This window comes from Flavobacterium sp. GT3R68 (assembly GCF_007109225.1).
Taxonomy (GTDB): domain Bacteria; phylum Bacteroidota; class Bacteroidia; order Flavobacteriales; family Flavobacteriaceae; genus Flavobacterium.
On sequence record NZ_VJZK01000003.1, the window covers coordinates 368,928 to 388,975 of the forward strand.

Consider the following 20,048-nt stretch of genomic DNA (forward strand, 5'->3'; position numbering starts at 1 on the left):
ACTCTTTAAAAAAAATTTCGAAGCTCTGACATAAATTTTATGTAATAACTATCGAAAATTCAGTAAAAAATTGGCAAACAGGAAACTATTCAGACCCCCAAATGATTTTGTTTCCGAAATTATCTACAGGCAATAACCTGTAATTAATAAGCATACCACTCATAAAATTCCTACCTATGAGAATTCAGAAAAAATTTAAGAATTGTTTACTTTAAATTTTAATATTCAAGTTTTAAAAATAATTAATTAATCTAATACATAAATATCATGAGTACAGGAAAAGTAGTTTTAGGAGCTTTAGCAGGAGTAGCGGCAGGTGCAATTTTAGGAGTATTATTTGCCCCGGAAAAAGGTACAGAAACCCGTAAAAAAATTGCTGAGAAAGGAAAAGATGCAGCTGGTGACTTAAAAACCAAATACAATGATTTAATTGACAAACTCACTTCCAAATTGGAAACAGTGAAAGATGAGGGTTTAGGGTATTTGGAAAATGAAAAAAACAACTTAGTGAAAACCGCTAAAAGTAGTTACGAAAGTTCATCAAAATAATTTGAAATCATGAAAGATAAAGTAATATTAATAGAGATGCTTATCGACAAAATAGAACAATATAGTAAAACTACTATTGAACTCTATAAGCTAAAGGCCATAGACAAATCTACTGATGTGTTTGCATCCTTGGGGTCCCGGATTATCATTTTTATTATTATTGCTTTATTTTTCATTGTTTTATCTATGGGTGTCGCCTTATATCTAGGCGAAGTATTGGGAAAATCCTATTATGGGTTCTTCGCAGTGGCAAGCTTTTACGGATTGACAGCTATTATATTGTTTATGATCCGAAAATCACACATTGAGAAAAGCTTTAATGATTATATCGTTAATCAAATTTTTAAAGAAAAGAAAGATGCAGGTAATTAAAGATAATCAATCGCTCGGCGAAGCAATAGCACATCTGGAAAATGTGCGCCGGTCTGAAGGCATTCTCCTGAAAGAACACTTTCAGCATACTGTTCACAATCTGAACCCAATAACAATGTTAAAGGATAAATTGGGGGACACTTTTTCATCACCCATGTTTAGACATGAAATTGTGCAAGGTGCATTAGGAGTCGCTGGCGGGTTACTTACCAATAAACTGGTAATGGCCTTACCATTTGGCGGTATGTTAAAAAAGGTACTTTCGTCCGTGGTCCAAACGGGTCTTGGTAAAGTAGCTTTAAAAAAACCCAGTAACATCAAAAAATCCGGTGTTTCTTTTTTAAAAAATGTTCTACATAAGATGAAAATAGAAGCTTAACACCTCCCAAGCAACATTCATTAAGCATTTTTTTGGTTTGAAAATTGAACCCTACAACCGGTTTACACTCTCTTCGTTAGTCAGTTTGCATTAAAATACACTATATTTATAACTTGTAAAGTAGTGGCTTTTTATAAATCTGTTTTTATGAACGATACCGTGAGATTACCTTTTTATGCTAAACTGGCACTTACCTTATTGAGTTTGGTTGCTATATTTACTATTTTGTATTTTGGCCAAAATATTATCATCCCACTTCTTCTTGCCTTACTTTTTGCCATTTTACTACGACCAGTATCCCATTTCTTAAAATCAAAACTGCGGTTTCCGCATGTAATAGCCGTTATGTTTTCGGTATTTCTATTTGTCATTGTAGTGGCCGGGATTATTACTTTTATCTCCTGGCAAATCAGCGGTATTGCGAATGATTGGAATACGATAAAAAACAACCTCTCCCTACATATTGATAATCTTCAGGAAATTGTCCGCGATAATTTTAATCTTAGCAAAAGAGAACAAAAAAAATTACTTAATGAAGCTACCGAAAGCTCTTTAAATACAGGTAAGGACATTCTTGGAAGTACCTTAATGTCTTTTACTGCGACTTTATTAAATTTGTTGATAATTCCTATCTACACATTCCTAATTCTGTTATACAGAACCCATTTTATCAAATTTCTTTGTCAATTATTTAAACCGGAATACCACAATACTCTCAATGATATATTATGTCAGGTAAAAGTTTCTGTGCAGAGTTATATCACCGGGCTGATGATTCAGATGGTTACCGTATCTACATTAACTGCTGTCGGATTTATGATTATAGGAGTAAAATACGCCATTGTATTAGGGCTGATTACAGGCATCCTCAACCTAATTCCCTACATTGGAATTTTATTTGCAGGATTCTTGAGTGTTATTGCAACGCTAACTGGTTCACCGGATTTATCCATGATTTTAAGTGTTGTTATCGTTATCGTTATTGTTCAGTTGATAGACAACAACCTCATTGTAACGATGATTGTGAGTTCTAAAGTAAAAATAAATGCATTGGCATCTATCGTGGGAATCGTAATTGGTGGAGCGATGTGTGGAGTTCCGGGTATGTTTTTGGCCATACCGATACTAGCCATCCTGAAGGTTATATTCGACAGGATTGAGTCATTGAAACCCTGGGGATATTTAATAAGTGATGATTTGCCCAAAACCTATACATGGCGCAATATTACCCTACCTTTGTTTGATTCTGAAACAGCCAAAGAAATTACCCAAACCATTACCGAAAGCAAACCACCGGTTTTTACCAAAACTACCACTGGCGAACCACTTACTAATGATGATTGTGCTGAAAATGAAACAGGAAAGGGAAATGATAATAAACCATAATTCGTAATCAGACATTATTTCAAATGCTTCAAAATAGACAATTTATATTTTTACTCTTCGTGATTTTTAGTTTTCAGAATTCCTTTGCACAGGTAACTGAACCTAAGAAGGACAGTGCCAAGGTGTATAAAGACATTCAGAAGTATTCCAAAAAAAATAAATTTACACGGGTACTACATGGATTGGTTTTTGAACCGATTAAATCGAAAAAGAAAGTCATCAAAGTTAAGAAGGTAAAAAAGAGATTCCTGAATTATGAAGGGAAGATTGTTCGTAATATCGATGTTGTTACATTAGATCCATTTGGTTTTTCGGAAACGGACACTACTGCCTATCCAAAGAAATTTATGTCAAAAGCTGGTAATAGCCTGCATGCCAAATCCAAAAAACTGACGATAAAAAACCTGTTGCTTTTTAAGAGGAACCGACCTTTAGATTCGTTAATTGTAAAAGAATCGGAACGTTTGATCAGAAGTCAGAGATATATCCGAGGTGTAATCATTACACCAAAATTAGTTTCCAAAGACTCAGATTCGGTTGATGTTTACATCCGCGTTCTGGACTCGTGGAGTTTAGTCCCTGAAATTGCAGCTTCGAATAGTAAAATGGCTGTCGATATTACGGAGAGGAACTTTTTAGGAACGGGTCACCAATTCGAAAATGTCTATAAAAAAAGATATAATGACGGCGCTACAGCTTTTGATTCAAAATACGTGATACCAAACGTCCTCAACACGTATATCAGGACCACTTTAAATTATTATCAGGATTTGGATGACAACTATGGTAAAAGTATTAATATTGAGCGCCCTTTCTTCTCCTCATTCGCACAATGGGCAGCAGGAATTTATGTAGACCGACAATTCAGGACTGAAATGCTTCCAGATATCAATAACTTACTGGCCAGTCAAAATTTCAAATTCAATACCGGCGATTATTGGGCAGGTAATGCCATTACACTCTTCAAGGGAAATGCGGTGGATGAGCGAACCACGAATCTAATAACGACAGGGCGATACCTGCAAATTGATTATTTGGAAAGTCCCACTGACGCATATGACAGCTTACATGTCTTTTCAAGTGAAAAATTCTACTTAATGGGACTGGCCATATCTTCCAGACAGTATGTGGAAGATAAATATATATTCAATTACCGTATTGTGGAAGATGTACCGGTTGGAAAAGTATTTGGATTGACCGGAGGAATCCAGAACAAAAACAATGCGGATAGATTCTATCTCGGTGCCCGGGTCGCCTTGGGCAGATATTACAAATGGGGTTACCTGAGTTCTAATTTTGAATATGGTACTTTCTTTAATGAAAAAACTTCCGAGCAAAGTGTCTTTTCTGCACAATCCAATTATTTTACCAATCTAATTGAAAAAGGCAATTGGAAATTTCGACAATTTATTAAGGCTCAAGCCGTAATAGGAAACCGAAGACTGGCATCAGATGCAGACAGACTTACCTTAAATGACGCCAATGGGATTTCCGGGTTTAACTCCACTACCCTTTTCGGTACCAAAAAAGTGCTTCTGACTTTTCAGACCCAATCCTATTCTCCTCATAACATTTGGGGATTTCGCTTTAATCCGTATGTGAATTATAGTATTGGCATGCTCGGAAATAGTGAAACCGGATTTAGGAAAAGTAAAGCTTATTCTCAAATAGGAGCTGGGGTTATCATCCGAAATGACTACCTGGTATTTAATTCTTTTCAATTGTCCCTTGCTTTTTATCCAGTTATCCCAGGAAGCGGCGAAGATATATTTAAAACCAATGCACTCAATAGTGAAGATTTTGGTTTTCAAAATTTCGAAATATCTAAACCCCAAACGGTTATGTATAAATAATTTTTAAAGTGTGAATTATACAACTTATAGCAATAAATGTATAACTTCATCAAAATAATTATTATTCATCTTTGCATCACTGTTATGTAAGTAAAATAAAAAAAGTACTTTTATCGTTCTTATAACCAAAACGCCTTTGATGGATACTGGCACAGTTATTGGCTATTACTTAACAAGTATTGAATTATTAAAAAGTATTAAATAATTAATTAAAATTATAAACGATGAAAACATTAAAACTAATTGCCGTAGGAATAATACTTTTTGCATCAAGCATGATGCAAGCTCAGGTAGCTGTAAATGTAAATATAGGCAAACCTCCTGTATGGGGACCTGTTGGTTATTCTGAGGTGGAATACTACTATTTACCAGATGTGGAATCTTATTATGATGTAAGAGAAAATCAGTTTATTTATTTTGGCGACGGCAGATGGGTTCGCTCAAGAAATTTACCGAGACAATATAGAAACTATGATTTGTACAGCGGTTATAAAGTTGTACTACATGATTACCATGGTCGCACGCCTTACACCTATTATAAAAAGCATAAAGTAAAATATTATAAAGGTTACAAGGGTGCCCCTCAGAGAACCATCGGGGTACGAGGTGAAAGTCACGGTAACAATGGTCACCACGGAAATAATGATAATCATGGAAATAGCGGACACCATGACAACCACGGAAATAAAGGCGAAAAAGGCCATGGAAAAGGAAAAGGTAAACACTAGTCCGATAACAATTAAATTAAAAAGAGAGCGTCATCTGATGCTCTCTTTTTTGTTTTAAAGAATTTTAGTCTGTTAAAGAAAACCAAAAAATCCGACAAAATTTATATAATTACTATATTTGGGGTAATTGCAAAATCAAACTCCAAATAATGCAAAAAAAGTACTTTCTTTCCTTTTTTCTATTGCTCTTATCATCCATAATAGTTTTGGCACAACAGCCTGTAAAACCCAACGCAGTCCAAATCTACAACCAGATTCAAAAGCTGAACTTCTTGGGCTCGGTTCTCTATATTGCAGCGCACCCGGACGATGAAAATACCCGTCTGATTTCGTATTTATCAAATGAAAAAAAAGCACGAACCGCCTATTTATCCTTAACTCGTGGCGATGGTGGACAAAATCTTATAGGACCGGAATTACGGGAATTATTAGGTGTCATCAGAACACAGGAACTTATTGAAGCCCGCAAAATTGATGGAGGCGAGCAGCTTTTCTCCCGTGCAAATGATTTTGGCTATTCCAAAAATCCTGAAGAAACATTACGCATTTGGGATAAGGAACAAGTTTTGAGTGATGTGATTTGGGCTATTCGAAAATTCAAACCGGATGTGATTATTAACAGATTCGATCACCGTTCTCCCGGAACAACACACGGACATCATACTGCTTCCGCAATACTGAGTACAGAGGCTTTCGATCTCGCTAATAATCCTCAGGCTTATCCCAATCAGTTAGCTTTAGCGGAAACCTGGCAGCCTAGGCGAATGTTATTCAATACCTCATGGTGGTTTTACGGAAGCAAAGAAAAATTTGATAAAGCCGATAAATCCAATCTAATCCAACTGCAAACCGGTGTCTATTACCCATCTATCGGAAAATCCAATCAGGAAATTGCCGCCTTAAGTCGCAGCAGTCATCAATCGCAAGGATTTGGAAATACCGGTACAAGGGGTGAGGAAATGGAATATCTCGAATTCATTAAAGGAGAAATTCCGCAAGATAAAAGCAACTTATTTGAAGGCATTGATACGACTTGGAACCGGGTGAAGGGCGGAAATGAAGTTGGAGAATTGTTAGCTGATATTCAAAGAGATTTTGATTTCAAAAATCCCTCTTTGAGTGTCCCGAATTTAGTGAGAGCGTACACGATGATCCAGTCTTTGGAAGAGGAGCATTGGAAATTCATCAAATCTGAAGAGATTAAAAAAATCATTGCTGCCTGTACCGGATTATATCTTGAAGCTGTGGCCGAGAATCAAACGGCAAATCCCAATAGCGAAGTCAGACTAAAAGTGGAAGCCATTAACAGAAGCGCTGTTCCAATGAAATTTGCGGAGATTACAGTTTTGCCACAACAGCAAAGAACTACGCAAAATATCGAGCTGAAAAACAATATTTTGCAAATCATCAATCTGGATGTACGGCTTCCGGCAACTTTGGAGTATACCAATCCCTATTGGTTGAAAGAAAGAGGAACAATAGGAATGTATCGTGTGGATAACCAAAACCACATTGGAATTCCTGATGTTATCCATGACACAAAAGCAATATTTGCAATAGTTATCAATGGGGTTTCAATTCCTTTTGAACGAAACGTCGTTTACAAATACAATGATGATGTAAAGGGCGAAGTTTATAATCCATTTGATATTGTACCGGATGTCACATCTAGCATTTTAAATAAGGTAACCATTTTTAATAATGGTAGAACTAAAACCATTGGCGTCAAAATAAAAGCCGGAAAAGACAGTTTAGAAGGTGATTTGCAACTAGAAGCAACACCTAACTGGAAAATTGACCCAACAGGAATTCATTTTAATTTGGCTAAAAAAGGCGATGAACAAACGGTTTACTTCGAAGTTACTCCTCCAAAAATGGCCGATGAAATTACTGCTAAAAGCGTAATCACAATCAGTGGAAACCAATTTAACAAAGAGCTTACCAACATAAATTACGAACATATTTCGAAGCAGCAGGTGCTGAAACCTTCGGAAGGTAAGTTCATCAAATTGGACATTAAAACCGGTAACGAAAAAATTGCCTACATTATGGGTGCCGGTGATGAAGTGCCAACGAGTTTGTCTCAAATGGGTTATGAAATTATTATCCTGAAATCGGAAGAAATTACCAAAGAACGCCTGGTTGATTTTGATGTAGTGATGACCGGCGTACGTGCTTACAATACTATTAAAGCATTGGCCATTAAACAGGATATCCTTTTTGACTTTGTAAAGGAAGGTAAAACGATGATTGTCCAATACAATACTACAGATGAGTTGGTCACCAAAAATATAGCGCCATTTCCTCTTAAAATATCACGGGATCGGGTTACTGAAGAAAATGCGGAAATGCGATTTTTGGTTCCAAAACATTCTATATTAAATTATCCGAATAAAATTACGGCAAAAGATTTTGAAAACTGGAAACAAGAACAGGGTTTGAATTATCCAAGTGAATGGGATCCCGCCTTCACGCCTATCTTATCGTCTAATGACAAAGGTGAGTCCCCAAAAAATGGTGCCGTGCTTGTCGCAAAATATGGAAAAGGGCACTATATTTATACCGGATTGAGTTTCTTCAGGGAATTACCTGAAGGAGTCTCAGGTGCATTCAGGCTATTGGCCAATATGATTTCAATCAAGTAGTATTTCAACCCTAAACCATTCAAAATGAACAATGATAAATTAACAAAATGGAAAAAAAGTTACACTTGGGTGCTTCTCTCCAATGCCATTTATATTTCTATTTTTTATTTAATCATGCAAATTTTCTCCTAAACTATGCAGCAACTTGATTGGATTGTTTTAGGGGTTACACTTCTTTCCATCGTTACATACGGCGTGTGGAAGACTAGAAAAAGTGCGGCCAATGTCGAAGATTACATCCTGGGCAATAATGAAACGCCATGGTGGACCGTCGGCCTGTCAGTAATGGCAACCCAGGCCAGTGCAATTACTTTCCTTTCAACTCCCGGTCAGGCCTATCATGACGGAATGGGATTCGTGCAGTTCTACTTCGGTTTACCGCTTGCTATGGTAGTAATCTGTATCACATTTATTCCAATTTATCATAAACTAAAAGTCTTCACAGCGTATGAATATCTCGAACAGCGCTTTGATGTAAAAACACGTTCCCTAGCGGCCATTCTTTTTTTGGTGCAAAGAGGGTTAGGTACGGGATTAACGATTTATGCACCTGCAATCATACTTTCGTCTTTGTTAGGATGGAATTTAACACATTTAAATATTATCATCGGAACCCTAGTAGTAATATATACCTTTTCTGGTGGAACAAAAGCTGTAAACGTCACTCAGAAACAACAGATGTTTGTGATTATGGTTGGGATGTTTATCACTTTCTTCCTGATTCTGCATTTGCTACCCAATGATATGACTTTTGGAAACGCCATGCATATTGCAGGTGCCAATGACAAAATGAATATTGTTGATTTCTCATTTGACCCCGAAACCCGGTATACTTTTTGGAGCGGAATTACGGGTGGTTTTTTCCTGGCGCTATCCTATTTTGGAACTGACCAATCACAGGTGGGCCGTTATTTATCCGGAAAATCAATACGTGAAAGCCAAATGGGATTAATCATGAACGGATTCCTGAAAGTCCCAATGCAGTTTTTCATTTTGCTGACTGGGGTTATGGTATTTGTTTTTTTTCAATTCAATACCGTACCCTTGAATTTCAATCCCAATAACAAAATTGCTATTGAAAAATCTCCTTATAGAACAGAATATCATAAACTTGAAAAACAATTAAGTGCTTTATCCGAGGAGAAAAAAGAATTCAATCTGTTGTATATCGACCATTTAAATCAGAATTATGACAATCCGATTCTGCGTAAAAAATTGATTGCTCTTTCCGGTAAAGAAAAAGATTTACGTGATCAGGCAAAAGAACTCATCGCAAAAGCGGATAAAAAATCGGAAACCAACGACAAAGATTATGTTTTCATTCATTTTATCCTTAATTATTTACCTAAAGGATTGATCGGATTATTGCTTGCTGTAATCTTATCAGCTGCCATGTCTTCAACTGCTTCGGGTCTAAATGCCTTAGCATCGACTACCGCAATTGACATCTACAAGAGAAATGTTTCCGGGTATAAAAGTGAAAAGCATTTTGTAAATGCCACCAAATTCTTCACTTTGTTATGGGGAATTGTTGCTATCCTATTTGCATGCATCGGAACATTATTCGAAAATTTGATTCAATTGGTAAATATCGTAGGTTCAATTTTCTACGGAACAGTTCTGGGAATTTTTCTGGTCGGTTTTTATTTGAAATTTGTAAAGGCTAAAGCTATTTTTTGGGCAGCCGTGGTATCACAATCAGCCATATTTTATATTTATTACTTAGATGTGGTAAGCTTTTTGTGGTTAAACTTTATTGGAGCATTGCTGACCATAATACTGTCTTCCTTATTACAAGTCATTATTTTTAGGAATAAACCCGAATTAGTTTAAAATAAAAATCCCGTTCGCAATGCCAACGGGATTTTTATAAATATATTAAAGTAACTATTTCTTACTCCATTCTGAAATACTGTCTTCATTCATTTTAATATAATCAGCATTTTTTGCTTCTTTTGCAGCAGCAAGAGATAACTTCGCAGTTTCTACAGCTCCTTTTTTATCTCCTAATTTAGCTTGAATCAACGATTTCAGTCTATTGTACCAGAATGGTTTGTCTTTGCTCATTTCCAATGCTTTATTTACATAGGTCAAAGCCTTATTCATATCTCCATTGGATTGAAAGAAATATTGCGACGAAGCAAAATAATCGTTTGCCGTTGGTCCTGCTAAAGCTTTTTCTATGCTTGCAATGGCAGTTTTTTGCGTTGGAACTTCAAATTTTACCGCTACAATAGTTCGCTCCCAAATAAATTCAAGATGCGCAAAATTATTATCCACATTATTCACATTAATGGTGAAAGTTTCAAAATTCCTGTTCAACATTTCCGCTTTTGCGGTAGTTCTTAAAGCAACATCCGATTCGTTCCAGGTTTCAGGAGTTCCCCAATTGTCAGCTTTTGAATAAAATATTATTTCCCAATTATCAGCTTTTGGTATAGTATACAGAGCATATTTTCCTTTCTTTAGTGATTTACCTGCTATAATTACATCTTCACTAAACGAAATTGTGGTGTTCTCATTGGCACCTGTTCTCCATACTTTTCCAAAAGGAACCAGATCCCCAAAAATGGCACGGCCTCTTGCGCTAGGTCGTGAATATACGATTTCCACTTCTGTTAAACCCACAGTCTGATTGACCACTGCTTTTGGACTCGCCTGTGGTGTTTTTACCTGTGCCTCCGAAACATAAGTGGCCATAAAAAATGTTAATGCAAAAATTATTTTTTTCATAATGGATAAATTAGTTTATTCTTCAAATTTACAAATTCAACCCGCGGCAAAATGTTAATTATTCCTTAATTTGAAATTTATGTTGCTAATTATTTATTGTAAAAAATAAACAATGTAATTTTACATAAATCGATTCTGATGAAATTATATACATTGCACAACAAGCAAAATTTGCCAATAACTCTTGATAAAGCTTGGGATTTTATTTCCAATCCCAAAAACCTAACAGTTATTACACCAACTGAAATGCGTTTTACGACCATATCGGGGGATGAAAAAGCAATGTTTCCTGGACAGATTATCCATTATTCGTTAAAACCCATATTAGGAATTCCGATGCAATGGGTTACCGAAATCACAAACATGAAGCATAAAGAACATTTTGTAGATGAGCAGCGTTTTGGTCCGTACGCCTTCTGGCATCATAAACATTTTTTAAGAGAAATTCCCGGCGGGGTTGAAATGGAAGATATTATCCATTATAAAATTCCAATGGGTATATTGGGTCAGATGGTTCATCCTTTTCTGGTCAAGCCAAATCTGGACAAAATTTTTGCTTATAGACAAAAGAAATTAATTGAACTTTTTGGAGAATATTCCCTTAAACAAGTAAACAAATGAATATATTTTGGTTTAGACGGGATTTGAGAATCGATGATAACAACGGTTTTTATGAAGCACTTAACAGCGGACAAGAGATCCTGCCGGTTTTCATTTTTGATCCCATTATTTTGGATGAACTGCCAAAAGACGATGCCCGCGTCAGTTTCATTCATGAATTAGTGGATAAAATTGATGCCGAACTGCAAAAATATGGCAAAACATTAGCTGTTTTTTACGGAGAAGCTATTGCAATCTTTGAATCTTTGATTCGAGAAAATAATATCCAAGCCATATACACCAATCACGATTATGAGCCTTATGCCCGAAAAAGGGATGAAGCGATTGCTGTTTTTTTAGAATCCAAAAATATCAATTTTTATACGTTTAAAGACCAGGTTATCTTCGAAAAAAGTGACGTGGTTAAAGATGATCAGACTCCGTACGTTGTATTTACGCCTTACTCGAATAAATGGAAAGTAAATTTCCAAAAAACCAAACTGGAACACTATAATTCAGAAGAGTTGCTTTCCAATATTGCCTATCATTCGTATCCTTTTTTGAATCTGAATGACATTGGATTTAAACAGTCCAGAATCAAAATCCCACATTTTGATGTTTCAACAAATTTAATCCATCATTATGAGGAAACCCGCAATTTCCCTGCTATTGCACGAACTTCTATGTTGGGACCTTATCTTCGATTTGGTGCCGTAAGCATTCGGAAAATAGTTGCAAAAGCAATTCAGGATGACAATAGCACCTTTTTGAATGAGTTGATTTGGCGGGAGTTTTTTATGCAGATTCTTTGGCATTTTCCACATACCACTACCAAAAGCTTCCGACCTAAATACGATTCCATCAAATGGCATAACAACGAATCTGAATTCCAACAATGGTGTGATGGCAAAACCGGCTATCCTTTTGTAGATGCGGGAATGCGGGAATTAAATGCGACGGGGCACATGCACAACCGCGTTCGTATGATTGTCGCCAGTTTTCTTTGTAAACATTTGTTGATTGACTGGCGCTGGGGCGAAACGTATTTCGCAACAAAACTACTTGATTACGAGCAATCCAGTAATGTTGGCAATTGGCAATGGGCTGCAGGATGCGGAGTCGATGCCGCTCCTTATTTCCGGATTTTTAATCCGTCGGAGCAGGTTAAAAAATTTGACAAGGAGTTGATTTACATCAAAAAATGGGTTCCCGAACTTCAGGAATTCTCGTATCCAAAACCCATCGTGGATCATAAGGAAGCCCGGGAACGTTGTTTGAGAGTGTATAAAGAAGCGGTTGGTTAAATTTTATAATTTTGTAATTGTCTGAAAATTCACTTCTTCAAAATCACTGATAATCTTATCTGCTTCGGATAAATCCTGCGCTTTCGAATGATGGCTGTCGTAACCGATACAGAATAATCCGGCTGCTTTTGCTGCACGTACTCCATTAGTACTGTCTTCAATCACTAAACATTCGTCTTTTGGCGCGACCGATAAAGAAGCCGCATGTTCAAATATGGCAGGATGCGGTTTTGATTTTGGAAAATCCTCTCCACTGACGATATGCGTAAAATACTGATGCAATCCGAATCTTCTGAAAACCCGGTCAATAGTAACTTTAGAAGCCGAAGATGCCAATATCAACTGTATTCCGTTCTGATGCAAATCCTTAATTAATTTCTCAACGCCATCAAGCAATTGCAAATCTTCTTTGGTATCAAAAGCATCATTGAATATGTTTCTTTTTCTTTGGATTAAATCTTCCACATCATGATCTAATTCGAAAAGATCTTTTATCCGTTGGAATACATTACGGGTAGAGTTTCCCGTAAAAGAAGTATACATATCTTCGGTTATCAGAATGTCCAATTCATCAAAATGCTGAAAATACGCATAACGGTGAACCGGTTCTGTGTCCACAATTACACCATCCATATCAAAAATTACTGTCTTTTTCATATTATTTCAATAAGTGTCTGATTACGGCTTCGGCAGCATACAATCCGAATAATCCCGGCATATAACTGTTTGTTCCGTAAAATGATTTTTTATAATTAGATCCGTCGGTCATTCTTAAACTCGATTCAGCCTGTATTTCTGATGAAAAAACAACTTTCAATTTATCAATTTTCGCTTCCTTCAGACGTCTGCGAATGGTTTTAGCCAAAAAGCAATTGACTGTATTAGTGATATCAGCCACTTTCACTTTAGAAGCTTCCATCTTTCCGCCTGCGCCCATACTCGAAATTATTTTCACTCTTTTCCTTTTAGCGGCAATAATCAGGTTCAATTTTGGGGTAACGCTGTCAATACAATCTAAAACATAATCAAATTCCTCGGTTACAATTTCGAAAGCACGTTCTGGGGAAAGAAATTCCTGTACGCGGGTTAGTTTCAATTCCGGATTGATATCCATCAGACGATCACCTACTATGGTAACTTTTGGCTGCCCAACTGTAGAATGCAAAGCTGGCAATTGTCGGTTAATGTTGGTTATATCCACCACATCTCCGTCAACGATAGTCATGGACCCTACTCCTGCTCTTGCCAAAAACTCGGCAGCAAACGAGCCCACTCCGCCTAAGCCAACTACCATTACATTCGCGTTTTGTAATTTTTGCAAGCCTTCTGCTTTAAATAAAAGTTCCGCTCTTTCAGTCCACTCTGCCATTTTTGAAAATTGTATTAAAATTATGTTGTATTATATTTTGCAATTTCTTTAAATCAATGTTTTTATATTTTGCTGCCAAAGCGTACACTTCTTGAATTCCTTCTTCAACAGTATCGGTTTCCAATAGAAATTTATCATTCGAAATACTTTGAAATACCGTTTCCAACTCAGGATTCCGAAGTAAATATTTACCAAATGAAAGATAAAATCCATTCGCAATCAGCTGCTGTGCAATCTGTTCATTTTTCGAAAACCCATGAATAATCATCGGAACCGAAATATTTAATTTCTTCTTGGTATCCATAACTTCCTGAAAAGCAGCCACACAATGAATGACGACAGGTTTTCGATATTTTTCCGCCAAAACCAATTGCTTTTCAAAAACGGATTGCTGTAACTCCATCGGAATTTCAATACGCTTATCCAAACCACACTCGCCAATCGCAAGGCAATTTTTCTGTTGCAATTTGCTTTCAATAATCTTCAAATCCGCCTCAATCCTGTCTTCAGTTATATACCACGGATGAATTCCAATGGAAAAAACAGGTATAATTTCGTCAAAATCCTGTGGATATTGATTCACCAGTTCCAGTATTTCAGGTTGGTTTGTAGATCGGTGCGTATGAAAATTAAAATAGTCCATTAGTCTTGAAACTTCTTCACTCCGGCCTTAATCTCAATATCCAGATCATTTTCCAATGGGACAACCGGACACGAATAAATGTGATTATAGGCACAATAGGGATTATAAGCCTGATTAAAATCAATGGTCATGGTATTTCCGGTCGGGACTTTTAAATCGATGTATCTTCCTCCGATGTACGTTTCTTTTCCGGAAGTTAAATCCGAAAACGGTAAAAACAGATGGTCTTCAAATCCTTTCTTTTTGGATAACTCGATATTACGGTACACATTCAATTGAAAAGTTTTTCCTTTCAGGTTAAAAACCAATTTACCATATTTTACATACATCGGTTTCCTGTCCGTAGAGGTTTTCATTTCAAAAGGCTTTTCATTCTCGGCTTTAGAAAACTGGGCCATCACATAATATTGGGAATCAACAGGAAAGAAATCCAAAGTTTTAAAATGAGATAAATCTTCAGCAGTCAGCGGGCTTTCATTGGGATTGGCGAACTCGGCATTCAGTTGTTTTTGAAATGCCACGGCAGCCACAGAGTCAAATTTTCCCTGGCTAAAGCCAAAAAAAGAAACGAGCAGAATGAATATATTAATACAGGATTTCATTTGGATATCTTTCTGCAAAAATAACGAAAACCCGTAGACAAAACACGCATTTTAGTTCAATTTATCTGTTATACTTTGTAACTTTGCTTCTTCCTAACTCCGCAACTCCACATCAATGCTCAGAACTGCTTTTCAACGCTATATCAATAATTTTAAAGGGTTTTCGAGGGAAATTTGGATTCTGACCATCATCACATTTATCAATCGTGCCGGAACCATGGTACTCCCTTTTTTATCCAAATACCTAAAGGAAGATTTGCAATTTACCTATGGAGAAGTAGGTTGGATTATGGTGTCTTTTGGTTGTGGATCTATGTTAGGCTCCTGGCTTGGAGGCAAACTATCCGATAAGATAGGTTTCTACAAAGTCATGATTTTCAGCTTATTCACCAGCGGATTATTCTTTTTTATTATTCAGTTTATAACTTCGTTTTGGGGACTTTGTTTAGGAATGTTCTCCATTATGGTTATTGCCGATATGTTCCGCCCCGCAATGTTTGTTTCCCTTGGTGCCTACGCAAAACCAGAAAACCGGACCCGCGCTCTGACTTTAGTTCGATTAGCTGTAAATCTGGGCTTTGCAGCCGGACCAGCATTGGGTGGACTAATTATTATGGGGATTGGGTATAAGGGATTGTTTTGGGTCGATGGCTCTTCGTGTATTGTGGCCATTCTTATTTTTGCATTATTAGTTAAAGAGAAAAAGAAAACTGACCATAAAGATACGTATCATGAAGAAGTGCCTGTTACTTCCGTCTTTAAGGATAAAATATTCTGGATTTTTCTTTTTGTCAGTTTTGTGACTGCGATGATTTTCTTCCAGCTTTTTACCGCCTTGCCTTTATACCACCATGAAATGTTTGGTATGACCGAATTCCAGACCGGATTATTAATGACGCTTAATGGTTTATTGATTTTTTTATTGGAAATGCCTATCGTAAGTTATCTGGAAAGAAAAAAGGTAGCCAAACTAAAAATCATCCTCTGGGGTTCCTTATTAATGGCTGTCAGTTTTTATTCGTTGATGATTAACATCTGGTCCGGAATTTTAGTGATTAGTATGATACTGATTTCGGTTGGTGAAATGTTCGCGTTTCCTTTCTCCAATAGTTTTGCCATGAATAGGGCGCCTCGCGGTCATGAAGGCCGATACATGGCTATCTATACGATGAGTTTCAGTATGGCGCATATAGTCAGTTCTAAAATGGGAATGGAAATCATTGGGCATTTTGGATACCAGGTCAACTGGTTCGTTATGGGAAGCTTTGGTATTCTTGCACTGATATGCTGTATCTGGCTGCAGAAATTAATCAAATTGGAAACTTCGTAAACACTGCATTTTTCTTTAAAACTTAAAATTTAGTTAAAGAACTACTTTTTTAGTTGTGTAACTATAAATATAGTTGTAGCTTTGTTTCAAATATCAGAGCTATGCAAAAGTTAACCAATAAAGAAGAAGAAATCATGCACATATTATGGAAGCTTGAAAAAGCATTCGTAAAGGAAATCATGGCTGAAATAACGGAGGAACAACCTCATTACAACACCCTTTCCACGATTGTGCGTAATCTCGAAGAGAAAGGTTATGTTTCACATAATGCTTTCGGGAACACACATCAGTACTTTCCTAAAATCTCCAAAGAAAGTTACAGAAAGCGTTTCATGAACACGGCAATTGACAATTATTTTAATAGTTCCTATAAAAATATGGTGTCCTTTTTTGCCAAAGAAGAAAAAATCACCGCAGAAGAGTTACGAGAGATTTTAGCCATGATCGAAAAAAAATAAAGCTATGGAAACACTGTTTATTTACCTTATCAAATCCAGTGGCCTGGTTGCCATGTTTTTTTTGGCTTACTATTTTCTGTTGCGAAAAGAAACCTTTTTTACCACTAACCGTTGGTTTTTAATGGCCGGTTTAGTGACTTCCGTCATTTTACCTTTGGTAGAGTTAAAAAAAATAATTTGGGTCAACCCTACTCCTACTAATCTGGACTGGACAAAAGTTCAAGGAAGTGCTCCCGTTGGAAATGAGTCTTTCGAAATCAATTGGTATTTCGTTCTTGCAGTTGTATATGCTATTGGAATGATCACTTTCCTGCTCAAGTTTGTTTTCGATTTTTACAGTCTGACCAAAGTTTTAAAGAACAAATCTATCACGCAGCAGGCTGATTATAAATTTATTGATGTTTCCGAAAATGTTTCGCCTTTCTCCTATTTCAATTATATCGTTTACAATTCGTCTTTGTACAGCCAGAGTGAATTGGAGAATATCCTGGAGCATGAAAAAGTGCACAGCGCACAGAATCACACCATAGACGTTTTGATACTGCGTTTCTTCTGTATCGCCTTTTGGTACAACCCGTTTATCTGGCTCTACAAGAAAGCCATCCTTCAAAATCTGGAATTCATCGCCGATAGTGAAGCTTCAAAAAATATAGACGATAAGAAAGCCTATCAAATCACCTTATTAAAAGTAACAACGCACGACAACTGCGTTGCGATCACCAATCATTTTTATCAATCATTAATCAAAAAACGAATCGTTATGTTAAACAAAAATCAATCAAACAAAAGGAATTCCTGGAAGTATGCCATTATGCTTCCTATTTTGGCCGCATTTGTAATTTTCTTTCAGGTAAAAGTTATAGCCCAGGAGAAAGCGATGGCTAAAACAGAAACCATTACAGTTCCTCAGGAAATAATTCAGGTAGTTATCAAGAAGAACTCTACTGACGCAGAAATGAAAAATGATGCTGAATTACTAAAAAAAGAACATGGCATCACTTTGAAATATTCCAAAATCAAGCGAAATGCTAAAGGAGAAATCACCTCCATCAAAATGGAATACAAAGATAAAAATGGCAGTAAAGGCGTTTGGCAGATAGCCGGAGACGATCCTATTAAGCCTATCCAATTTTATAAAGACGGAGATAAAATAGGCTTTGGTTCCCCATCAAAAATGAAAATCATCCATAAGAAAGAAGATATTGGCGACAGTGAGGACGAGGACTTCGAGCTTTCATTTAATGGTGATGATATCGCTGTTCTTGATGCTCCGGAAGCGCCAGATGCGCCAGATGCACCAAATGCACCAGATATGACCGATGCTCCTTCTTTGCCACGTCATGCAGCAGCGCCGGGAGCTCCGCATGGACTGATGGAAAAAAACAGGGTCATTAGACATCCCAGAACTCCCGGCAAACCAGTAATTATTGTCAACGGAAAAAAAATGGATGTTGATGTAGCGGACTTTTCCGATGAAGACGAGGAACAAATCGAAAGCATGAACGTAATGCGAAGCAGAAAAACCGGTGACGATGATGATATGGTAATCGAAATCGTTACAAAGGATAGAAAAGAAATGACTAAATTAGGTTCCAAAGTAAGAAAAGTGGAAATGGAAAAAGCCAAAAAGGAAATAAGAAAGGCCCAAATGGAAATGGATGCCAGCAGACCGGAAATGGAGAAAGCCATTGAGGAAATGGTTAAAGCCAAAGTAGAGATGGAAAAGGCCAAGATCGAACTGGAGCAAGCAAAAGAAGAGCTGAAAAAACAAAAATAATCAATCAGAAACTGCCTCTAACCGGGGCAGTTTTTTTATGCAGACAATTTCTATAGCATTAGAATTTTGGATGAAATGCCGTTATACAAGAAGAATTGATTAATTTTACATCTTAAAACAGAATAAAATGTCAAAAGGGATTTATACAGGAATTATAGAAAAGGATGAAAACGGGAATTACTTTTGCGGAGAATATCTTTTAGATTACCAAATGGTTTCGAAGGGTTTCAACCTGGGAGATACAATTACGATTAAGACCGTTATTGTCAATCCAAGTGATAAATCGTATGCCGTTTACGAAAAGAAATCAAGAAATTTCGCGATAGCAAACAATAAACCGGATCCGGATGCACACTAAAACCATGCACAACCGATAAAAAACGAAAGACTGTTTCTTTCTGAAATAGTCTTTTTTTATATTTGTTTAAAAAAATAACAAACTTATGTTCAGAATACTGGCTAAAATAAACAAACTCATTCTGCCTAGTTTTACCAAACAACGTTTGGATGTAACCAAAGCCAAGAAATGGCAGTTGGTTCTCATGGCCTGGAGATATTATGTGACGTCCCGTGCTTTAGATTAATACACTAATGCAGCGTAAACTTCATATTGGCTGATTTTTTCTTTTCCGTTTAAAAAGGACAACTCCATCAGGAAATTGCACTGCACAATTTCACCTCCCAATTGTTCCACTAATTCGCAAACTGCTTTCGCCGTTCCTCCCGTAGCCAAGACATCATCATGAATAAGTATTTTTTCGCCTTTTTGAATGGCATCAGTGTGGATTTCTAACGTATCGTTTCCATATTCCAGTGCATATGATGCAGAAATGGTCTTGTAAGGCAATTTTTTGGGTTTTCGAACAGGAACAAAACCAACATTTAATTCCTGCGCTAAAAGCATTCCAAATAGGAATCCCCTGCTCTCTACCCCGACTACTTTGTCTATTTTTTTACCTTTTAAACTCTTCACTAACAGTTCCAAACAGTCCTTCCGTGCTTCCGGATTGTTCAATAGTGGAGTAATATCTTTAAAATTAATTCCGGGCTTAGGGAAATCGTTAACCTCCCGAATGTAATTGGTTATTGACATTTTTTTAAGTTTTAAAGTGATTTTGATTTGCAAGTTAAACATTAATTCTTATATTTGCACCCGCAAAGAAGTTCTCTTAACACCTACTAACATAAGAGTTTGGTGAATTAATTTCGGCCTCGTGGCGCAACTGAATAGCGCACTTGATTACGGCTCAAGAGGTTACTGGTTTGAATCCAGTCGAGGTCACAAAAAACGCAATTATTCTATTTTTAGATAATTGCGTT

The 20,048-nt window shown here is 36.7% G+C and carries 21 protein-coding genes and 1 tRNA gene; 16 read left to right on the plus strand and 6 right to left on the minus strand.

Annotation, left to right across the window (positions count from 1 at the left end; translation table 11 throughout):
- Nucleotides 1-267: 267 nt before the first annotated feature.
- The 8 genes from FNW07_RS08110 (at nucleotide 268) to FNW07_RS08145 (ending at nucleotide 9,745) form a co-directional block, all read left to right on the plus strand.
- The gene (locus tag FNW07_RS08110) at nucleotides 268-549 is read left to right on the plus strand and encodes a YtxH domain-containing protein (protein ID WP_126742989.1); all 282 of its coding nucleotides are present in this window, start codon (nucleotides 268-270) and stop codon (nucleotides 547-549) included.
- Nucleotides 550-558: 9 nt separating this feature from the next.
- Nucleotides 559-921: a hypothetical protein gene (locus tag FNW07_RS08115; RefSeq protein ID WP_126742990.1), complete on the plus strand. Its 363-nt coding sequence runs from the start codon at nucleotides 559-561 to the stop codon at nucleotides 919-921.
- Nucleotides 908-1,300 carry a hypothetical protein gene (locus FNW07_RS08120; RefSeq protein ID WP_126742991.1) on the plus strand — a complete coding sequence of 131 codons (393 nt, stop codon included), beginning with the start codon at nucleotides 908-910 and terminating at the stop codon, nucleotides 1,298-1,300. Before FNW07_RS08115 ends, FNW07_RS08120 begins: the two co-directional genes overlap by 14 nt.
- 147 nt (nucleotides 1,301-1,447) lie before the next feature.
- Nucleotides 1,448-2,686: an AI-2E family transporter gene (locus FNW07_RS08125; protein ID WP_126742992.1), complete on the plus strand. Its 1,239-nt coding sequence runs from the start codon at nucleotides 1,448-1,450 to the stop codon at nucleotides 2,684-2,686.
- Between the two features lie 23 nt (nucleotides 2,687-2,709).
- On the plus strand, nucleotides 2,710-4,539 hold the full coding sequence (locus FNW07_RS08130; RefSeq protein ID WP_126742993.1) for a hypothetical protein: 1,830 nt from the start codon (nucleotides 2,710-2,712) through the stop codon (nucleotides 4,537-4,539).
- A gap of 224 nt (nucleotides 4,540-4,763) precedes the next feature.
- Complete coding sequence (locus FNW07_RS08135; RefSeq protein ID WP_126742994.1) at nucleotides 4,764-5,267, plus strand: hypothetical protein; 504 nt, start codon at nucleotides 4,764-4,766, stop codon at nucleotides 5,265-5,267.
- Between the two features lie 149 nt (nucleotides 5,268-5,416).
- The gene (locus FNW07_RS08140; RefSeq protein ID WP_126742995.1) at nucleotides 5,417-7,912 is read left to right on the plus strand and encodes a PIG-L family deacetylase; all 2,496 of its coding nucleotides are present in this window, start codon (nucleotides 5,417-5,419) and stop codon (nucleotides 7,910-7,912) included.
- A gap of 135 nt (nucleotides 7,913-8,047) precedes the next feature.
- A complete protein-coding gene (locus FNW07_RS08145; RefSeq protein ID WP_126742996.1) occupies nucleotides 8,048-9,745 on the plus strand; it encodes a sodium:solute symporter in 1,698 nt (565 codons plus the stop codon).
- A gap of 54 nt (nucleotides 9,746-9,799) precedes the next feature.
- Here FNW07_RS08145 and FNW07_RS08150 read toward each other — a convergent pair whose 3' ends face one another.
- Nucleotides 9,800-10,645 carry a DUF2911 domain-containing protein gene (locus FNW07_RS08150; RefSeq protein ID WP_126742997.1) on the minus strand — a complete coding sequence of 282 codons (846 nt, stop codon included), beginning with the start codon at nucleotides 10,643-10,645 and terminating at the stop codon, nucleotides 9,800-9,802.
- 138 nt (nucleotides 10,646-10,783) lie between these two features.
- Between FNW07_RS08150 and FNW07_RS08155 the strand changes: the two genes are divergently transcribed.
- Together FNW07_RS08155 and FNW07_RS08160 are read left to right on the plus strand one after the other, a co-directional pair.
- Nucleotides 10,784-11,266 carry an SRPBCC family protein gene (locus tag FNW07_RS08155; protein ID WP_126742998.1) on the plus strand — a complete coding sequence of 161 codons (483 nt, stop codon included), beginning with the start codon at nucleotides 10,784-10,786 and terminating at the stop codon, nucleotides 11,264-11,266.
- Nucleotides 11,263-12,549, plus strand: coding sequence for a deoxyribodipyrimidine photo-lyase (locus FNW07_RS08160; protein WP_126742999.1), 1,287 nt, complete (start codon nucleotides 11,263-11,265; stop codon nucleotides 12,547-12,549). The genes FNW07_RS08155 and FNW07_RS08160 overlap by 4 nt, the downstream gene beginning before the upstream one ends.
- Nucleotides 12,550-12,552: 3 nt before the next feature.
- Here FNW07_RS08160 and FNW07_RS08165 read toward each other — a convergent pair whose 3' ends face one another.
- From FNW07_RS08165 to FNW07_RS08180, 4 genes are read right to left on the minus strand one after another with little or no spacing between them, the layout of a single operon-like run.
- Nucleotides 12,553-13,206 (minus strand): HAD family phosphatase, encoded by a 654-nt coding sequence (locus FNW07_RS08165; protein WP_126743000.1) that lies wholly within the window; start codon nucleotides 13,204-13,206, stop codon nucleotides 12,553-12,555.
- Between the two features lies 1 nt (nucleotide 13,207).
- Nucleotides 13,208-13,918, minus strand: a complete 711-nt coding sequence (locus FNW07_RS08170; RefSeq protein ID WP_126743001.1) for a ThiF family adenylyltransferase — start codon at nucleotides 13,916-13,918, stop codon at nucleotides 13,208-13,210.
- Nucleotides 13,902-14,561, minus strand: a complete 660-nt coding sequence (locus tag FNW07_RS08175) for a TatD family hydrolase (RefSeq protein WP_126743002.1) — start codon at nucleotides 14,559-14,561, stop codon at nucleotides 13,902-13,904. The genes FNW07_RS08170 and FNW07_RS08175 overlap by 17 nt, the downstream gene beginning before the upstream one ends.
- On the minus strand, nucleotides 14,561-15,163 hold the full coding sequence (locus FNW07_RS08180; protein ID WP_126743003.1) for a DUF1684 domain-containing protein: 603 nt from the start codon (nucleotides 15,161-15,163) through the stop codon (nucleotides 14,561-14,563). The genes FNW07_RS08175 and FNW07_RS08180 overlap by 1 nt, the downstream gene beginning before the upstream one ends.
- A 115-nt stretch (nucleotides 15,164-15,278) precedes the next feature.
- On the opposite strand from FNW07_RS08180, the gene FNW07_RS08185 reads away from it, so the two are divergent.
- The 5 genes from FNW07_RS08185 to FNW07_RS08205 all read left to right on the plus strand — a co-directional run bounded on the left by FNW07_RS08185 (nucleotide 15,279) and on the right by FNW07_RS08205 (nucleotide 19,312).
- The gene (locus FNW07_RS08185) at nucleotides 15,279-16,493 is read left to right on the plus strand and encodes an MFS transporter (protein WP_126743004.1); all 1,215 of its coding nucleotides are present in this window, start codon (nucleotides 15,279-15,281) and stop codon (nucleotides 16,491-16,493) included.
- A 101-nt stretch (nucleotides 16,494-16,594) separates the two neighbouring features.
- Nucleotides 16,595-16,951: a BlaI/MecI/CopY family transcriptional regulator gene (locus FNW07_RS08190; protein ID WP_126743005.1), complete on the plus strand. Its 357-nt coding sequence runs from the start codon at nucleotides 16,595-16,597 to the stop codon at nucleotides 16,949-16,951.
- Nucleotides 16,952-16,955: 4 nt separating this feature from the next.
- Entirely contained in the window at nucleotides 16,956-18,728 is a 1,773-nt protein-coding gene (locus FNW07_RS13875; RefSeq protein ID WP_199745214.1) for a M56 family metallopeptidase, read from the plus strand.
- A gap of 127 nt (nucleotides 18,729-18,855) precedes the next feature.
- Nucleotides 18,856-19,086, plus strand: coding sequence for a hypothetical protein (locus tag FNW07_RS08200; protein ID WP_126743006.1), 231 nt, complete (start codon nucleotides 18,856-18,858; stop codon nucleotides 19,084-19,086).
- 85 nt (nucleotides 19,087-19,171) lie between these two features.
- Nucleotides 19,172-19,312, plus strand: a complete 141-nt coding sequence (locus tag FNW07_RS08205) for an SsrA-binding protein (RefSeq protein WP_126743007.1) — start codon at nucleotides 19,172-19,174, stop codon at nucleotides 19,310-19,312.
- Here the strand turns inward: FNW07_RS08205 and FNW07_RS08210 are convergent.
- Complete coding sequence (locus FNW07_RS08210) at nucleotides 19,309-19,821, minus strand: adenine phosphoribosyltransferase (protein WP_126743008.1); 513 nt, start codon at nucleotides 19,819-19,821, stop codon at nucleotides 19,309-19,311. The genes FNW07_RS08205 and FNW07_RS08210 overlap by 4 nt on opposite strands.
- Nucleotides 19,822-19,936: 115 nt before the next feature.
- Here FNW07_RS08210 and FNW07_RS08215 point away from each other — a divergent pair.
- Nucleotides 19,937-20,010: transfer RNA gene (locus FNW07_RS08215), tRNA-Arg, on the plus strand.
- Nucleotides 20,011-20,048 lie beyond the last annotated feature (38 nt).

Bases quoted from the DNA above. Each gene is read 5' to 3' on its own strand.
- FNW07_RS08110 (WP_126742989.1), top strand. From the start codon at position 268: ATGAGTACAGGAAAAGTAGTTTTAGGAGCTTTAGCAGGAGTAGCGGCA.
- FNW07_RS08115 (WP_126742990.1), top strand. From the start codon at position 559: ATGAAAGATAAAGTAATATTAATAGAGATGCTTATCGACAAAATAGAA.
- FNW07_RS08120 (WP_126742991.1), top strand. From the start codon at position 908: ATGCAGGTAATTAAAGATAATCAATCGCTCGGCGAAGCAATAGCACAT.
- FNW07_RS08125 (WP_126742992.1), top strand. From the start codon at position 1,448: ATGAACGATACCGTGAGATTACCTTTTTATGCTAAACTGGCACTTACC.
- FNW07_RS08130 (WP_126742993.1), top strand. From the start codon at position 2,710: ATGCTTCAAAATAGACAATTTATATTTTTACTCTTCGTGATTTTTAGT.
- FNW07_RS08135 (WP_126742994.1), top strand. From the start codon at position 4,764: ATGAAAACATTAAAACTAATTGCCGTAGGAATAATACTTTTTGCATCA.
- FNW07_RS08140 (WP_126742995.1), top strand. From the start codon at position 5,417: ATGCAAAAAAAGTACTTTCTTTCCTTTTTTCTATTGCTCTTATCATCC.
- FNW07_RS08145 (WP_126742996.1), top strand. From the start codon at position 8,048: ATGCAGCAACTTGATTGGATTGTTTTAGGGGTTACACTTCTTTCCATC.
- FNW07_RS08150 (WP_126742997.1), bottom strand. From the start codon at position 10,645: ATGAAAAAAATAATTTTTGCATTAACATTTTTTATGGCCACTTATGTT.
- FNW07_RS08155 (WP_126742998.1), top strand. From the start codon at position 10,784: ATGAAATTATATACATTGCACAACAAGCAAAATTTGCCAATAACTCTT.
- FNW07_RS08160 (WP_126742999.1), top strand. From the start codon at position 11,263: ATGAATATATTTTGGTTTAGACGGGATTTGAGAATCGATGATAACAAC.
- FNW07_RS08165 (WP_126743000.1), bottom strand. From the start codon at position 13,206: ATGAAAAAGACAGTAATTTTTGATATGGATGGTGTAATTGTGGACACA.
- FNW07_RS08170 (WP_126743001.1), bottom strand. From the start codon at position 13,918: ATGGCAGAGTGGACTGAAAGAGCGGAACTTTTATTTAAAGCAGAAGGC.
- FNW07_RS08175 (WP_126743002.1), bottom strand. From the start codon at position 14,561: ATGGACTATTTTAATTTTCATACGCACCGATCTACAAACCAACCTGAA.
- FNW07_RS08180 (WP_126743003.1), bottom strand. From the start codon at position 15,163: ATGAAATCCTGTATTAATATATTCATTCTGCTCGTTTCTTTTTTTGGC.
- FNW07_RS08185 (WP_126743004.1), top strand. From the start codon at position 15,279: ATGCTCAGAACTGCTTTTCAACGCTATATCAATAATTTTAAAGGGTTT.
- FNW07_RS08190 (WP_126743005.1), top strand. From the start codon at position 16,595: ATGCAAAAGTTAACCAATAAAGAAGAAGAAATCATGCACATATTATGG.
- FNW07_RS13875 (WP_199745214.1), top strand. From the start codon at position 16,956: ATGGAAACACTGTTTATTTACCTTATCAAATCCAGTGGCCTGGTTGCC.
- FNW07_RS08200 (WP_126743006.1), top strand. From the start codon at position 18,856: ATGTCAAAAGGGATTTATACAGGAATTATAGAAAAGGATGAAAACGGG.
- FNW07_RS08205 (WP_126743007.1), top strand. From the start codon at position 19,172: ATGTTCAGAATACTGGCTAAAATAAACAAACTCATTCTGCCTAGTTTT.
- FNW07_RS08210 (WP_126743008.1), bottom strand. From the start codon at position 19,821: ATGTCAATAACCAATTACATTCGGGAGGTTAACGATTTCCCTAAGCCC.